At 70.4% G+C, this 16,539-nt stretch carries 12 protein-coding genes; 3 read left to right on the top strand and 9 right to left on the bottom strand.

The features are described 5' to 3' along the window. Positions 1-4: 4 nt before the first annotated feature. The 7 genes from FHR90_RS11070 to hydA all read right to left on the bottom strand — a co-directional run bounded on the left by FHR90_RS11070 (position 5) and on the right by hydA (position 11,711). Positions 5-1,249 carry a hypothetical protein gene (locus FHR90_RS11070; RefSeq protein WP_176624471.1) on the bottom strand — a complete coding sequence of 415 codons (1,245 nt, stop codon included), beginning with the start codon at positions 1,247-1,249 and terminating at the stop codon, positions 5-7. A gap of 20 nt (positions 1,250-1,269) precedes the next feature. Then, entirely contained in the window at positions 1,270-4,179 is a 2,910-nt protein-coding gene (locus FHR90_RS11065; RefSeq protein ID WP_176624469.1) for a [protein-PII] uridylyltransferase, read from the bottom strand. Between the two features lie 72 nt (positions 4,180-4,251). Then, entirely contained in the window at positions 4,252-6,882 is a 2,631-nt protein-coding gene (mutS, locus tag FHR90_RS11060; RefSeq protein WP_183275251.1) for a DNA mismatch repair protein MutS, read from the bottom strand. Beyond that, positions 6,879-8,441: a murein biosynthesis integral membrane protein MurJ gene (murJ, locus tag FHR90_RS11055; RefSeq protein ID WP_183275250.1), complete on the bottom strand. Its 1,563-nt coding sequence runs from the start codon at positions 8,439-8,441 to the stop codon at positions 6,879-6,881. Before murJ ends, mutS begins: the two co-directional genes overlap by 4 nt. 12 nt (positions 8,442-8,453) lie before the next feature. Then, positions 8,454-8,939, bottom strand: coding sequence for a glutathione peroxidase (locus tag FHR90_RS11050; protein ID WP_176625814.1), 486 nt, complete (start codon positions 8,937-8,939; stop codon positions 8,454-8,456). A 1-nt stretch (position 8,940) separates the two neighbouring features. Continuing rightward, complete coding sequence (locus FHR90_RS11045; protein WP_246330203.1) at positions 8,941-10,299, bottom strand: aspartate aminotransferase family protein; 1,359 nt, start codon at positions 10,297-10,299, stop codon at positions 8,941-8,943. After that, a complete protein-coding gene (gene hydA / locus FHR90_RS11040; RefSeq protein ID WP_176623496.1) occupies positions 10,296-11,711 on the bottom strand; it encodes a dihydropyrimidinase in 1,416 nt (471 codons plus the stop codon). Before hydA ends, FHR90_RS11045 begins: the two co-directional genes overlap by 4 nt. Positions 11,712-11,861: 150 nt before the next feature. Between hydA and FHR90_RS11035 the strand changes: the two genes are divergently transcribed. Further along, positions 11,862-12,521: a TetR/AcrR family transcriptional regulator gene (locus tag FHR90_RS11035; RefSeq protein WP_266152791.1), complete on the top strand. Its 660-nt coding sequence runs from the start codon at positions 11,862-11,864 to the stop codon at positions 12,519-12,521. Positions 12,522-12,525: 4 nt separating this feature from the next. Here FHR90_RS11035 and FHR90_RS11030 read toward each other — a convergent pair whose 3' ends face one another. Next, positions 12,526-12,852, bottom strand: a complete 327-nt coding sequence (locus tag FHR90_RS11030) for a DMT family transporter (RefSeq protein ID WP_218062007.1) — start codon at positions 12,850-12,852, stop codon at positions 12,526-12,528. A 211-nt stretch (positions 12,853-13,063) separates the two neighbouring features. On the opposite strand from FHR90_RS11030, the gene FHR90_RS11025 reads away from it, so the two are divergent. Then, the gene (locus FHR90_RS11025) at positions 13,064-14,170 is read left to right on the top strand and encodes a hypothetical protein (RefSeq protein ID WP_176623500.1); all 1,107 of its coding nucleotides are present in this window, start codon (positions 13,064-13,066) and stop codon (positions 14,168-14,170) included. A 17-nt stretch (positions 14,171-14,187) separates the two neighbouring features. On the opposite strand, the gene FHR90_RS11020 is transcribed toward FHR90_RS11025, so the two are convergent. Continuing rightward, positions 14,188-15,123, bottom strand: a complete 936-nt coding sequence (locus tag FHR90_RS11020; protein WP_176623502.1) for a hypothetical protein — start codon at positions 15,121-15,123, stop codon at positions 14,188-14,190. Between the two features lie 157 nt (positions 15,124-15,280). Between FHR90_RS11020 and FHR90_RS11015 the strand changes: the two genes are divergently transcribed. Continuing rightward, positions 15,281-16,528, top strand: coding sequence for a NupC/NupG family nucleoside CNT transporter (locus FHR90_RS11015; protein ID WP_176623504.1), 1,248 nt, complete (start codon positions 15,281-15,283; stop codon positions 16,526-16,528). Positions 16,529-16,539: the final 11 nt, after the last annotated feature.

The raw sequence follows: 16,539 nt of genomic DNA, 5'->3' as shown, positions 1-16,539 counted from the left end.
GCGCTCAGCAGGCCGGCAGGCCGGGCGGGGTGACGGTGCCGAACCAGCGATACAGATAATACTGGTGGGGCAGGGTGATCTCGGGCGGCAGGCAGTGGCGGTCGCGGATCGCCACTGCGAGTTCGGCCGGCACGTCGCTTTCCGTCGGCCAGTCCTCGTAGACGTGGCAATTCACATGGCGGCCGAAGTTGAACCCGATCGCCAGGCACAGCACCCCACACGCTGCACCGACCTTGCGCAACCCTCGTGGCGACAGCCGGGCGGGCAGGTCCTCCAGCAGCGAAAGCGCGCTCAGCGTCCATAGCGGATAGAACGCGATCAGTACCCGGTCGGTCGGCAGCGGCTTGTGAAGCAGAGCGGCGGCGGCGGCGATCGCCAGCAGGCTCAGCGCGCTGGTGCCGAGCAGAAGCCGGCTGCGCGGGCGCTGCACCCGCCAGGTGACCACCAGCAGCACCGCCAGCAGCGTCAGCGCCAGCGGCGGCAGCCAGACTGCCGCCGACGGGGCGACATTCTTGCGTGCGACGCTCCTCGCGATCGCATCGTAAAGCCCGCCATCGGTCCCGAACACCGGCGCGCCGTCGCGCGATACCACGTGCAGCATAGCCAAGGCGATCAGCGCCGCCAGCATGGTGCCGCCCAGCAGTGACCAGAAGCGCATCGCGCCGGGACGTGCCACCAGCGACCAGGTTCCGCCGCGCAGCCTAGCCAGCCCGAGCAGCCCGCAGACCATGCCGGCGGTGATCGCCAGCGGAAAGATGCACAGGCTGGCGGCGGCAAGGCACCCCGTCAGCAGCGGCAGCGACCAGCGCCGTTCGGGTCCGAACAGGCTGCCGGCCAGCCCGACCTGCATCCACGCCGCGGCGAGGCCGTAGCCGCGGGCGAGGGCGAAATAGTCGAACAGATAGGGCGCGCCGGCGCAGACGAAGAAAAAGGTGCGCCTGAACCGCACCTGCGGCAGCACCGCCAGCGTGGCGGCGAGATACAGCCCCGCCGCCAGCACGTTCGGCAGCCTGATCACGAACTCCGAATTGGTGCCGGTCAGCACCACCGCGAGGCGCACCGCCAGGCTGTGCAGCAGATGGTTGTTGGCATAATCAAGCGTCAGCAGATCGCGCCAGGAGCGCGCGTAATGCAGGTAGGTCCAGGCCTCGTCCCAGGTGAGCGGCGCGGAGGCGGCCTTGATCGCCACCCCGAGCCACAGCAGCACGGCCAGCACCGACAGCGCGGCGATCTCGCGGTGGCGGGGCATGGCGCAGCTTCGGTAGGGGCTCAGGCGGTCTTTCGGCGGCGCCGGCTCACGGCGGGCGTTTCCGGTGCCTGCGTCTCCTCGGAGGCGCGCAGCACGCCCAGCAGGGCGGCGCGCAGATCGGCGAGCTTGCGCTCGGAGGTGATCTTCAGGCCGAACACGTCCTTGATGTAGAAGACGTCCACCGCGCGCACGCCGTAGGTGGTGATGTGCGCCGAGGCGATGGTCACCCCCAGCTCGCTCATCGCATGGGTGACGTCATACAGCAGCCCGGGCCGGTCGCGGCCGTTGACCTCGACCACCGTGTGGGTGTTGGACGCGCGGTTGTCGATCAGCACCCGCGGCGGCACCCCGATCGCGCGCATCCGGCGCGGGCCGTGATGGAGGTGCTCGATCTCGCTCGACGGGTCGAGCGCGCCGCTGACCGTCTGCTGGATCAGCACCGACAGCTTCGCCAGCCGGTGCGGCTGGTCGAGGATGGTGCCCGACGCATCCTGGATCCAGAACGTGTCCAGCGCCATGCCGTTGGTCAGCGTGTGGATGCGCGCATCCACGATCGAGGCCCCCGCCACCGCCAGCGCGCCGGCGATGTTGAAGAACAGCCCGGCATGGTCGTGGGTGTAGACCGTGACCTCGGTGACGTCGCGCGCCGGCAGCGGCTGCGTCTCGACGGTGAACGGCGCGCTCGACGCCTCCGCCTCGCGGATCATCCGCGCGTGACGCGTGTGGGTCTCCGGATCGAAGCCGAGCCAGTAGCTGCCATAGCCGAGGCCGAGGAACTGGCTGATCTCGCCCTCGTCGAACCCCTCGGTGCGCAGCACGGTGGCGGCGGTCTCCTTGGCGCGGGCGACGCGCGCGTCGCGCTCGGTGGTCGCCAGCCCGCCGGCCAGCACCTCGGCGACCCGCACATACAGCTCGCGCAGCAGCGTCGCCTTCCAGGCATTCCACACCTTCGGCGACACCGCCTTCATGTCGACCACCGTCAGCAGCAGCAGCAGCTTGAGCCGCTCCGGCGACTGGATGGTGTCGGCGAGGTCGAGGATGGTCTTGGGATCGTCGATGTCGCGGCGGAACGCGGTCTGGCTGAGCAGCAGGTGATGCAGCACCAGCCACGACACCGTCTCGGTCTCCTCGGCCGACATGCCGAGCGTCGGGCAGATGTCCTGCGCGATCTCCGCGCCCAGCTCGGAATGATCGCCCCCGCGGCCCTTGGCGATGTCGTGCAGCAGCACCGCGACATAGAGCGCGCGCCGGCTCTGCAGGTCGTCGACGAGGTCGCCGACCACCGCCTTCGTGTCCTCGACCTCGTGGCGCTCGAGCATGTTGAGCACCCGCACCGCCTCGATCGTATGCTCGTCGACGGTGAACACGTGATAGGTGTCGAACTGCATCTGTCCGACGATGCGCGACCAGGGCTGGACCAGCCGTGACAGCAGCCCGGTCTCGTTGAGCCGGGAGAGCCAGCGCGCGCCGTCGGTGCGCGGATGCCCAGGCGTGCCGGCCAGCAGGTCGAGAAAGATCGCCGAGGCCTCGGCATCGCCGCGCAGCCCGGCGGCCTGGCGCTCGTAGCGGATCATCGCATGCATCGCCAGCGGATGGAGCGCGAGGTCGCGGTCGCGCGCGCAGCGCAGGATGCGCAGCATGGCGATCGGGGTGTCGCGGAACGACACGCCGGGTTTCGGCAGCAGCTGGTTGTCGGCCAGGGTGAACCCCGCCGCCTCCAGCTCGGGATCGGCCGAGCGGGTCAGCGCCGGCGCCCCCAGGGCGGCGCGCCGGATGGTCGGCTCCAGCACATGCGTCAGCCGCATCACGTCGCGCGCGGTCAGGAAATAGTGCCGCATGAAGCGCTCGACGCCGACCTGCCGGCCGTGACGGGTATAGCCCATGCGCGCGCCGATCACCGGCTGCATGTCGAAGGTCAGCCGCTCCTCGGCCCGCCCGGCGACGTAATGCAGGTGAAAGCGCAGCGTCCACAGGAAGTCCCACGCCCGGCGGGCATGGCGGCCTTCCTGCTCGGTCAACAGGCCCACCGAGGTGCCGGCCGCGTCCGCTCCGGCCCTGGGTGTCATGTCGAGCGGATCGGCCGGCACCTCGCCGACCAGATCCAGCAGCCGGTGGATGCCGAACACATAGCGCGCCATCCAGTAGATGGTCTGCAGGTCGCGCAGGCCCCCGCGCCCTTCCTTGATGTTGGGCTCGACCATGAACGGGCTCTCGCCGTAGCGCGCATGGCGCACGCTGCGCTCGTGCTGCTTGGCGGCCAGGAACCCGGCCGGCCCCTCGGCGCGACAGGCCTCGTTGCGCGCGACGATGAAGGCGTCGAACAGGGCCGCGTCGCCGGCCAGCAGGCGGGCGTCGATCATCGAGGTGCGGATGGTGGTGTCGGCGGCCGACTCCGCCACGCAGTCGGCGATCGACCGCGTCGCATGACCCACCTTCAGCCCCAGATCCCACAGGAAATAGAGCATGTATTCCACCACCGCGAGCGACGCCGCGCCGGGCGCGTCGGTGGTCAGGAACAGCAGGTCGATGTCGCTGAACGGGGCCAGCAGCCCGCGCCCGTACCCCCCGGTGGCGATCACCGACAGTCCCGGCAGGTCGGGCCGCATGCCCTCGACCCCGCGCAGCGCCTCGCCGCGGGCGAAATCGAACAGGGTCGCGACCAGCCCGTCGGTCATCGCGCTCAGCCGCCGCGCGGCCTCGGCACCGGAGATCGCATGGCTCTCGAACTCATGCCGCACATCGGTCTGCAGCCGGGCGAGATGGCGGCGGAAATGACCCAGTGCGGCCTCGCGCGGCACGCCCTCGCCCTCGGCCGACGCGCGGGCGAGGGCGGCGGCCAGCGCACGTGTGGCCTTGGTGGTCTCGTCGGTCACGGTCCCGGATTGCGGGGCATCGTGGGTCGTGGGCTCGTTCTTCACGGGGGCGGGCATCGACTCAGGCGGATCGTACGGTTGTCGGGCAACGCCCCATGAATTCTCCTCTGCCCCTGCATCGGGGGCGATTCAGCCCAGCATCGCTCTGAGGCGATACAGCGCCTCGAGTGCCTCGCGCGGGCTGAGCGTATCGCAATCGATCGCGCCCAGCGCCTCGCGCAGCGCCTCGTCCTGCCGATCGACCCCGCCTTGCGGCAATTCAGCCACATCGGTGGCCTGCACACTACAGGTAATTTCTCCGTCGTCCGTGACAAGGCTGGCAGCCTCGAACAGCGGCAGCGCCGCCGGACGCGTGCCGGCCTGCCGCTCCAGCGAGGCCAGCAGCCGCCCGGCCCGTGCCACGACGGGGGCCGGCACCCCGGCCAGCTTCGCCACATGCACCCCCCACGACCGCCCCGCGCGCCCCTCGACAACCTCGTGCAGGAACACCACCTCGCCGCGCCACTCGCGCACCTTCATCGTGTGCGGCCGCAGCCTCGGCAGCGAGTCGGCCAGATCGGCCAGCTCGTGGAAATGGGTGGCGAAGATCGCCCGGCAGCGCAGCGTGCCATGCAGCGCCTCCAGCACCGCCCAGGCGATCGCCAGCCCGTCCAGCGTCGCCGTGCCGCGCCCGATCTCGTCCACGACAACCAGCGATCTCGACGTGCCCTGGTTGAGGATCGCCGCCGTCTCGGTCATCTCCACCATGAAGGTGGAGCGCCCGCGCGCCAGATCGTCGGCCGCCCCCACCCGCGAGAACAGCCTGTCCACGATGCCGATCCGCGCGCTGCGCGCCGGCAGCGGCAGCCCGGCCTGGGCCAGGATCACGGCCAGTGCGCATTGCCGCAGATAGGTGGACTTGCCGGCCATGTTCGGCCCCGTCAGCAGCAGCACCGAGCGCTCGGGCGACAGGTCGCAGTCGTTCGGCGCGAACCGCGCCCCCCCGCCCGCGCGCGCCAGCGCCCGCTCGACCACCGGATGACGCAGCGCCTCGATGGCGAAGTCCGCTCCGTCGGTGATCTCCGGCCGGCACCAGTCGCCGCCCTGCGCGAGGCTGGCCGCCGATTGCAGCGCATCGAGGGCCGCCAGCGCCCAGGCGGCGGCGGGCAGGTCGCGCTCGGCGAGGATCTGCGCCACCAGGGCGGCGAACACCCCCCGCTCGCGCTCCGCCGCCCGCCCGCCCGCCTCGGCGATGCGCCTGTCGAGATCGGCGAGCTCGGCGGTGGCGAAGCGGGCGAGGGCGGCGGTGCCCTGGCGCAGGATCAGCTCCGGATGGCCGCGCAGCCGCTCCGCCTGGCTCGCCGCGACCTCGATGACGTAGCCGAGCTGTGCATGGTGGCGGAGCTTGAGCGAGGCGATGCCGAATGTCTGCGCATAGTCGTTCTGCAACCCGGCGATCAGCGCGCGGCTGTCCGAGCACAGCCGCCGCTCGGCATCGAGTTCGCCATCGAAGCCGGGCGCGATCACCCCGCCATCCTCGAGGCGCGCCGGCAGCCGCTCGGCCAGCGCGCGCTCGAGCGTCTCGCGCAGCCCGGGCGCGAGCGACAGTGCCCCATGCAGCGCGGCGATCATCGCCGGCGCGTCGGCGGCCTCCTCGAGGGCCGCCGCACAGGACGCGCATGCCGCCAGCCCGTCGCGGATCGCGGCGAGGTCGCGCGGCAGCCCGCGCCCCAGCGACAGCCGCGCCAGCGCGCGCTCGATGTCGGGCGCGGCCCGCAGCGCGCCGCGCAGCATCGCCGCCCGGCCCGGTTCGTGCAGCAGCCATCCCCACGCTTCCTGGCGGGCGACGATCGCGGCGCGATCGGTGAGCGGGGCGGCGATCCAGCTCCCCAGCAGCCGCCCGCCGGACCCGCTCAGCGTGCGGTCGATGGCGGCGAACAGCGTGTGGTCGTCGCCGCCGTCGCGGGCGCGCAGCAGATCCAGACTCGCCCGCGTCGCCGGATCGAGCCCCAGCGTGCCGGCCTGCGCCTCCGAGCGCGGCGCATCCAGCCGCGGCGTCGCCCCCGCCTGGCTGGTGCGCACGTAATCGAGCGCGAGCCAGCCGGCCTGGGCCTGCGCATCGGAGAATTCGCCGAACGCGTCGATGCTGGCGGCTCCGAACGCCTCCGCCAGCCGCGCGCGGGCCACGGACGGGGCGGGGGGCGGCGGCACGGCGGTCGCCTGGGCTCCCTCCGGCAATGGCAGGCCCGGCGGGGCGATGATTTCCGCCGGATCGAGCCGCGCGATCAGGTCGGCAAGCGCGTCCGCCCCGGTCGCGGCGGTGGCGAAGCGGCCGGTGGAGATGTCGATCCACCCCGCGCCGCCCTCGACCAACGCCAGCAGCAGGTTCGCCCGCCCGGCTTCCAGCAGCTCGTCCTCGGTCAGCGTGCCGGCCGTCACCAGCCGCACGATGGCGCGCGCCAGCGGCTGCTTGCCCGAGCGCGCCGAGGGTTTCTTGGTCTGCTCGGCGATGGCGACGCGGAATCCCCGCCGGATCAGTCGTGCGAGATAGGCATTGCCGGCCGCGACCGGCACGCCGCACATGGTGATCGGCTGTCCGGCATGGGTGCCGCGCGTGGTCAGCGCGATGTCGAGGGCGGCGGCGGCCGCTTCCGCATCCGAGAAGAACAGCTCGAAGAAATCGCCCATGCGGAAGAACAGCAGCGCATCGGGGTGCTGCGCCTTGAGCGCGAACCACTGCGCCATCGCCGGCGACGCGCCTTCCGCCGAAGGCAGGCTCACGAGGCCCGCCGGCGCCGCAGCCGTCCCGACAGCCCCCGCCAGGCCTCTGCGGCCGAGACCACGCCGAGCGCATGCAGCATGCCGCCATACACCCCCATGCCGACCACGATCAGCAGGCCGAGCTCCACCGCGCGCCGCAGCGGCCGCTGCGCCTCGACATGGGCGAGCGGTCCGTGCTGGGCGGCGACCAGCACCGCCGTCATCACCATCGCCGCCAGCGCCATCCGTGCGAGGCGCGAGATCAGCGCGCGGTCCGCGCGCAGCTGCCCGCGCCGTCCCAGCGTGCCGGCCAGCAGCAGCACGTTGATCATCGAGGCCAGCGAGGAGGCCAGCGGCGGCCCGACATGGGCGAGCGGCCGGTACAGGGCGAGATTGAGGGCGAAGTTCAGCGCCAGCGTGATCATCCCCAGCCGCACCGGGGTGGCGGTGTCGCCGCGCGCGAAGAAGCCCGGCCCCAGCACCTTGACCAGCACGAAGAACGGCAGCCCCACCGCATAGGCACACAGAGACTGCGCCGACAGCACGGCATCCAGCGTGGTGAACTTCCCGTAGCCGAACAGCGTGGCCATGATCGGCGCGGCCAGCGCGATCAGCGCCAGCGCCGCCGGCAGGGTGAGCACCAGCGCATATTCGATCGCGCGCCCCTGCGTGCGATGCGCCGCGTCGATCTCGCCGGCCTGGATCTGCCGGCTCAGCAGCGGCAGCATCGAGGTCCCGGCCGCCGCCCCCAGCACGCCGAGCGGCAGCTGGTTCACCCGGTCGGCAAAATAGATCAGCGACACCGAACCCGCCGGCATCCAGGTGGCGACGATGGTGTCCACCACCAGATTGAGCTGTGTCACCCCCGAGCCCACCAGCCCCGGCGCGATGCGTCGCATCAGCACCCGCATCTCGGGCGTCATGCGCGGCCTCGGCAGGCTGAAATGCAGCCCCGCCCGCCGCGCCGCCCACAGCAATGCGCCGAGCTGCACCACACCCGAGATCGTCACCCCCCAGGCCGCCGCATGGGCCACCGACGGCACATGCGGCGTCAGCCACAGGATCGCGGCGATGCCGACCACGTTGAACAGCACATAGGCCGCCGCCGCCGCCGCGTAACGGTCGAGCCCGTTGAGCACCCCCGAGACCAGGGCCGCCGCACAGATCAGCAGCATGTAGGGAAAGGTGATCCGCGACAGGGTGACGGCGAGATCGAACACCTCCGGCCGGCGCGCGAAGCCCGAGCCGATCACCCACACCACCTGCGGCATGAACACCTCGCCGAGCACGGTGAGGGCCAGCAGCCAGAAGCTCAGCACGCCGAGCGCCTCGTTGGCGAAACGCTGCGCCGTCGGCAGCCCGTCGCGATGCAGGATCGAGCTGAACATCGGCACGAAGGCGGCATTGAACGCGCCCTCGCCGAACAGCCGGCGGAACATGTTGGGCAGCCTGAACGCCACCTGATAGGCGTCCTGCATCGCGCCCACCCCGATCAGGATGGCGAGCAGCTGGTCACGCACCAGCCCGAGCACGCGGCTGGCCATCGTCCAGCCGCCGACAGTGAGAAAGGCCCTGAACATCGACGCTGGCGGCTATTCCCAGACCAGCCGCAGCATCGCCGCGTCCATCCTGCGCGAGGTCGGCTTCGTCAGCGAGGAATACCAACCTTCGAGCAGACCGCTGCGGTCGACGAGGTATTTGTAGAAATTCCACCGCGGCCGCGCCAGCAGCCCGCCCTGCCGTGCGAGCCACGCAAACAGCGGGATCGCGCCCGGATCGCGCACCCGGCTCTTCTCGGCGATGGTGAAGCTGACCCCGTAATTGCGGTGGCAGAACGCCCCGATCGCCGCGTTGTCGTCGAGCTCCTGGTTGCCGAAATCCCCCGACGGGATGCCGATCACCTCCAGCCCGCGGTCGCGGTAGCGGGTATAGATCTCCTGCAACCCCTCGAATTGCGGGGTGAAGCCGCATTTCGACGCGGTGTTGACGATCAGCAGCGGCCGCCCCTCGAAGCGCGACAGCGGCAGCTCCTCGCCGCGCGAGGTGCGCAGGCTGAAATCATAGATCCGCGACGCCATCTCAGTCGCGCTCCGCCGTGATCGCATCGCCCAGCACCGACACGATCCGCTCGATCTGCGGCGTCTCGATGATCAGCGGCGGCGACAGCGCCACGATGTCACCCGTCACCCGCACCAGCACGCCGGCGGCGAAGCAGCGCTTGAACACCGCCATCGCCCGCGCGCCCGGCTGGCCGGGGCGCGGGCTGAGCTCGATCGCGCCGATCAGGCCGAAATTGCGGATGTCGATCACGTTCGGGGCCGTGCGCAGCGAATGCACCGCCGCCTCCCAGACCGGCTCCAGCGACCGCACCCGGCCCGGCAGGTCCTCGTCGCGATGCAGGTCGATGGTCGCGATCGCTGCCGCACAGGCCAGCGGATGGCCTGAATAGGTATAGCCGTGGAACAGCTCGATGCCCCCCGGCGCGCCGTCGACGATCGCGTCATGGATCGCGTTGCTCACCGCCACCGCACCCATCGGCACCGCGGCATTGGTCAGCCCCTTGGCCATGGTCAGGATGTCCGGCGTCACCCCGAAGCGCCCTGCTGCGAAATTCGCCCCCGTGCGCCCGAACCCGGTGATCACCTCGTCGAAGATCAGCAGGATGCCGTGCCGGTCGCAGGCCGCGCGCAGCCGTTCGAGATAGCCCTGCGGCGGCAGCAGCACGCCGGCCGAACCGGCCAGCGGCTCGACGATCACCGCCGCGATGGTGTCCGCCCCGTGCAGCGCGACGCGGGCATCCAGCGCATCGGCCAGCTCCGCGCCATGCGCCGGCAGCCCGCACGAGAACGCGTTGCGCGCCAGGTCATGCGTGTGCGGCAGGTGGTCCACCTTCGGCAGCAGCGAGCCGAACTGGCGGCGGTTGGCGCCGATGCCGCCGACCGACATTCCCCCGAACCCCACCCCGTGATAGCCGCGCTCGCGCCCGATCAGCACCGTGCGCTGGCCCTGCCCGCGCGCGCGGTGATAGGCGAGCGCGATCTTGAGCGCGGTATCCGCACTCTCCGAGCCGGAATTGGTGAAGAAGATCCGGTCCAGCCCCGAAGGCGTGATCGCCGCGATGCGCGAGGCCGCCTCGAACATCAGCGGGTGGCCCATCTGGAACGACGGCGCGTAGTCCATCCTCGATGCCTGGGCGGTGATCGCGTCCACGATCTGCCGGCGGCCATGACCCGCATTGACGCACCACAGCCCCGCCGTGCCGTCCAGCACCGCGCGCCCCTCGGGCGTGCGATAGGTCATGCCCTCGGCTTCCGCCAGCAGCCTCGGCGCGGCCTTGAAGTCGCGATTGGCGGTATAGGGCATCCACATCGCATCGAGATCGTTCGGCACGAGGCTGGGGACGGGCGCGCCGGCCGGTGCAGTCATCGTCTCGCTCATGCGTTGTCTCCCAACCCTGTGCCCATGCCGGTGATCGGTGCATGCAGGCTGCGCTTCAGGTAGCGCCCCGCGCCCCGCTCGGCCCGAAGCGTGCCATCATGCCAGACCAGCCTGCCGGCGGCGATGGTGCTTCGCGCCAGCCCGGTCAGTTCCATCCCTTCATAGACGCTGAAATCGATGTTCTGATGGTGGGTGCGCGCCGACACCGTCCGGCTCGCATACGGGTCCCACACCACGATATCCGCATCCGCGCCGGGCTGGATGGTGCCCTTGCGCGGATAAAGCCCGAAGATCCTCGCCGTGTTGGCCGAGGTCACGGCGACGAACTCCTCCGCCGTCAGATGCCCACCCCCCACCCCGTGATGCCACAGCACGCCCATGCGGTCCTCGATGCCGGCGGTGCCGTTGGGAATGCGGGTGAAATCCTCTGCCCCCTGCGCCTTCTGGGATGCGCAGAAACAGCAATGATCCGACGCCGTGGTCTGCAACTGCCCCGAGGCGAGCCCGGCCCACAGCGCCGCCTGATGCGCCTTGGGGCGGAAGGGCGGGCTCATCACATGCCCGGCCGCGTAAGCGAAATCGTCGCTGTCATAGACGCTGTCGTCGATCACCAGATGCTGGGCCAGCACCTCGCCGAACACGCGCTGTCCCGACATCCGCGCAGCCGCGATGGCCTCTGCCGCCTGCCTGGTCGAGACATGCACCACATAGAGCGGCGCGCCCATCACCCGTGCGAGTGCGATCGCACGCGTCGCCGCCTCGCCCTCCACCTCGGGCGGCCGCGAGAGGGGGTGGCCCTTCGGACCGGTGATCCCCCGCGCCAGCAGCGCCTTCTGCAGATGCGCCACCGCGTCGCCGTTCTCGGCATGCACGCTGCACAAGGCGCCCAAGGATAGCGCATGGCCGATCGAGTGCAGCAGCACCCCGTCATCGACCATCAGTGCGCCCTTGTAGGCCATGAAGTGCTTGAAGCTGCTCACCCCGCGGCGGGTCAGCTCCGTCATCTCGTCCCGGACCCGTTCCGACCAGTCCGTGACCGCGACATGGAAACCGTAATCGGCCGCGGCCTTCTCGGCGCGCCCGCGCCAGGCCTCGAACGCCTCGATCATCGACCCGCCGGCATCGGGAATGACGAAATCGATGATCGATGTCGTGCCGCCGGCGAGCCCGGCGGCGGTGCCGGTGAAGAAATCGTCCGACGACACGCTGCCCATGAAGGGCATCTCCATATGGGTGTGCGGATCGATGCCGCCGGGCATCACCAGCATCCCGCCCGCATCCACGATCGCCGCCCCGGTCGGCACCTCCAGCCCGTCGCCGACGGCCGCGATCCGCCCGCCGGCACACAGCACGTCGCCGCGCTGGCGTCCCTCGGCGGTGACGATGGTGCCGCCGCGGATGAAGATGGTCATTGTCCGGCCCCTCAGCCAAAATGATAACGCGACAGCAACGGATGCCGACGCTATGAGCGTGTCTGGATGCCCCGTAGTGTCGCCCCCGGCGCCCGTCCTGCCAAGGCGGCTCGAGTCGTGGCGTCCGAGCGGAACGGAGAAAGCGGCCGAGTGACTGACCTGACGACGACCGCGCCGAAACCCGGCCTCGCCCAGCCGGGTGCCCCACACCGCCAGAGCACGCAGAAGATCCTCGAGGCCGCCGAGCAGGTGTTTGCCGAGCACGGCTATGGCGGTGCGACGATGGCCGCGATCGCGCGCGCCGCCGGCCTGCCCAAGCCGAACCTGCACTATTATTTCGGCTCCAAGGACGCGCTCTACGCCGCCCTGCTGGAGAACATCCTCTCGCTCTGGCTGGATGACGCCGATCTGTGGCTGATCGCCGAGCGCGACCCGGCCACGGCGCTGTCCGGCTACATCCGCGCCAAGCTCGCCTGGGCCCGCGAGCGCCCTGAAGCCTCGCGCATCTTCGCCGGCGAGCTGCTGACAGGTGCGCGGCACATCGACGCCTACCTGCGCGGCGATTTGCGCGCCCGCGTCGCCCGCATCGACACCGTCTTCGCCACCTGGCGCGCCCAGGGGCGCATGCGCCCGGTCGATACCCGCCACCTGCTGTTCTGCCTGTGGTCGATGACCCAGAGCTACGCCGATTTCTCCGCCCAGATGGTGCGGGTGCTGGAGACGGACGCGCTGGAGGATGCCGATTTCGCCGCCGCCGAGGCGACGATCAGCGCGCTGGTGCTGCGCGGGGTGGTGATCGATGGCGGCTGAGCCCTCAGCGCGACGAGAGCTTCATCAGCACCAGCCCTGAGACGATCAGCACCGCGGCGCCGATCCGCAATGCCCCCAGCGGTTCGCCGAGCAGCACCACCCCGACCACGAAGGCGCCCACCGCGCCGATACCGGTCCAGATCATGTAGGAGGTGCCGAGCGGCAGCGACCGCATCGCCACCGACAGCAGGGTGAAGCTGGCGATCATCGCGACGAGGGTGATGATCGACGGCCAGGGACGCGAGAATCCCTCCGACTGCTTCATCGCATAGGCCCACACGACTTCCAGCAGGCCGGCGGCCACCAGGCAGATCCACGACACGGCATCCATCTCCCGAACATCCGTGCCGGGCCGTCCCGGTCTTGATCGGGCCAGGGGTCCAGCCGACCCCGGGACGGGAACGTGGTCGCCGCCGTGCCGAACAGGCCGCGCGCGGCCGGCCCTGTCAATGCCTCGCGTATCGGCGCCACGCAGCAAACCCCGACAGGCGGGGCAGGGGGCAAATTGACGCAGGCCCCATGCTCGCCGACCATGGGGACCGATGAATGCCGACGCCGTCGTCAGAGTGCTGGGAACGCTGTCGCTGCTGGCAGCGCTTGGTGGCTGCATCCAGTTCGGCCCCCGCCAGCTCGATGCCGACCAGATCGACTATGCGCGCTCGCTGTCGGTCTCGGCCAAGAAGCAGACCCTGCTCAACGTGGTGCGGCTGCGCTACGGCGACATGCCGACCTTCCTCGACACCACGCAGGTGATCTCGTCGTATCAGCTCCAGCGCAACGTCTCAGGCGGGTTCGAGGTGTTTCCCTCGGCCCCGATCAGCACCTATCTGACCGGCACCGGCTCCGCACAGCTCCAGCAGAGCCCGACCTTCACCTTTCAGCCGCTCACCGGCGAGCAGTTCGCCGAAAGCCTGCTGCGCCCGCTCGCCCCCTCCGACCTGCTGCCGCTCACCGTCGGCGGCCTGCCGATCGACGTTCTGTTCCGCCTCTCCGTGCAGGCGATCGGCCGCTGGAGCAATGCGACCGGGCTGGTCGAGGGGGCAGGGGAGGGCTCGCCGGAGTTCTTCCTGCTGCTGCACGACCTCCGCCGCCTCCAGATCGCCGGGCTGCTGTCGATCCGGGTCGATCGTCCAGGTCACGCGAAGGCCGACAAGGATCCGAAGGCCCCGCCCGCCGATGACCGGCGCATCTTCCTCACCTTCGCGCCACCCGGCTCCACGGAGCTCGACGCGGTGATGGACGAGACCCGTCGGCTGCTGGGCATGAAGCCGCGCGCGCTCGATGCCGAGGTGGTGTATGGCCGTTTCGCCCCGCATCCGGGCGAGATCGCCCTGCTCACCCGCTCGATGCTCGGCGTGCTGTCGCAGCTCGCCTACCAGATCAACGTGCCGGCCGCCGACGTCACCGCCGGGCGCACCGTCGCCTCGGTCGGCGAGGTCGGCATCGAGCGACGCCCGGTGGTCATCGTCCAGAACGGCCCCAAGCCTCCGTCGCGGGTCTACAGTTCGGTCGAATATGACGGCTCGTGGTACTGGATCGCGGACACCGATTTCGACAGCAAGGTCGCGTTCTCCATCGTCAGCGTGCTGCTCGACCTCGCCAAGACCTCGTCCGCCCCCGGCGCGGTGGTCACCATTCCGGCCGGCTAGAGGGTGCGCGGACGCGCTCAGTCGACCTGCGTCGTGGAGCCGGGATCGCCGCTCGACCCCGGTGCCGGCACCATTCCGGGTCCCGATCCCATGTCCATATCCGGCAGGGGCACCTCGACCACACCCGGCCGCCGCCCCGGCAGCGGCACATACACCGTCCCCGGCCCCGCCGGCCCGGGCCCCTGTCCCCAGACGGGTGGCATCGGCACGGGCTGTGGCGGCGGACGGGCGAGCGGTGGCCTGATGGTGGCGGCGACGGGGGCAGCGACGGGGGCGGGCGCCGAACCGGGTGCATGAAAACCGATGGTGACGGTGTCCACCGACCCGGGCGGCACTTCTGCCCCGGCAAGCATCGGGGCGATGGCGAGATGAAAGCCGACCGAAGGATCGGCATCGCGCTCCACCCGCAGGGCGAACGCGAGCGTGCCGTCGATGCCGCCCGGCACGTTCGCCGAACACGGCACCTGCATCGTCGCGCGCAGCAGCCCGTGCCGCAGACCCGACATCACCGGCGCGATCGTCGCCACCGGTGCGAGCAGCCGCGCGGTCCGCGCATCGGGCTCGGCCGGGATCTCCCAGGCGTCATCGAGCACGGCGGTCCGCATCCTGCGTGGCCCGTCCCCGGCCTCGGCGAATGGCACCGTCATTTCGGCCTCCCCGCCGCGCCCGGGCGTCATCGCCACGGCCAGCGTGAGGCTGACCCGCCGGATCGCGAAATCGCTCGCCCCTTCGGCACAGCGCGGCTCGATGCCCTCGCCGCGCAGCAGGTCGAGATCGCGGCTCCGCGCGGCCGTCGATTGCTGCGCGAACAGCGCCACCTCCTGGCGCACGCGCAACAGCACCTGATCGAACCGCACGCCCGCCACATGCCCGCCCGTCGGCTGCAGGGCGGGTGCATCGACCGGCCCGCACAGCATCGCCAAAGCGCACAACCTGGCCAGCAGACCAGACAACCGCCCCTCCCTTCACGACCTGTCCCTCAGTCTAAAGGCGAAAGGTTTACGGCTGATTGACGGCGCAAGGCTTGTGTTCGACCATTCCGGCACCGTTCTCCGCACCAGGACCTCTCCCAACGATGCCCCAGCCCACCACCCCGCCGGGGCGCGCGCGATGAGCAATCTCGCCCACGGCATCCTCGGCATGGCCTGCCTGCTGGCGATCGCGGTGATCTGCTCGCCGCGCCGGCGCGAGATCCGCCTGCGCGTGGTCGCCGCAGCCCTGCTCGCCCAGATCGCGCTCGGCGCGCTGGTGCTGTTCGTGCCGATCGGGCGCGCGGGGATGGCGATCGCGTCGAATGCGGTGGCCGCGGTGCTCGGCTACGGCGAGCAGGGCATCGCTTTCCTGTTCGGCGGCCTGGTCGGCCCGCAGATGAACGACATCTTCCACAACGGCTCGGGCTACGTGATCGCGCTGCACGTGCTGCCGCAGATCATCTACATCTCCGCGCTGATCGCGGTGCTGTATTACCTTCAGGTGATGCAGGCGATCGCCTTCGGGCTGGGCTGGGTGTTCCGCAAGGTCATCGGCACCACCCCGATCGAGAGTTTCGCCGCGGTCACCACCATCTTCCTCGGCCAGTCCGAGGCCCCCGTCGCGATCAAGCCGTTCCTGCCGCTGATGACCGGCCCTGAACTCTTCACCGTGATGTGCTCGGGGGCGGCCTCCGTCGCCGGCTCGATCCTCGCCGGCTATGCGGGCCTGGGCGTACGCATGGACTACCTGCTCGCCGCCTCGCTGATGGCGATCCCCGGGGGGTTGCTGTTCTCCAAGCTGCTGATGCCGTCGGACGGCCATACCGACATCACCACCACCCGCGTCGAGTTCGACGGCAGGCGGCCCACCAACATCATCGAGGCGATCGCCGTCGGCACGATGAACGGCGTGCATGTCGCGGTCGCGGTCGGTGCGATGCTGATCTCGTTCATCGGCCTGATCGCGCTGCTCGATGGCTGCCTCGCCGGTATCGGCCACTGGTTCGGCCATCCCGGCTGGTCGCTGGCGGCGATCTTCGGCGTGGTGTTCGCACCCCTCGCCTGGCTGATCGGCGTGCCCTGGACCCATGCGACGCTGATCGGCGACATCATCGGCCAGAAGATCGTGTTCAACGAGTTCGTCGCCTATGTCGGCCTGTCGCCCTATTTCCACAACGGCGTGCTCGACGCCCACACCCTCGCCGTCGCCACCTTCGCCCTGTGCGGTTTCGCCAATTTCTCCTCGATCGGCATCCAGCTCGCCACCTACACCTCGCTGGTGCCCGAAAGACGGGCAGAAGTGGCAAGATACGGCCTGCGTGCCATTCTCGCGGGCACCTTGTCGAACCTGATGAGTGCAACAATCGCCGGAATGTTCATTTCTTGACCAGACAGTCA

Origin of the sequence: Endobacter medicaginis (assembly GCF_014192375.1) — a bacterium.
In the GTDB taxonomy this organism is placed as follows: domain Bacteria; phylum Pseudomonadota; class Alphaproteobacteria; order Acetobacterales; family Acetobacteraceae; genus Endobacter; species Endobacter medicaginis.
Note: the sequence above shows the minus strand (reverse complement) of the source record. Positions and strands in the feature narration are given on the sequence as shown.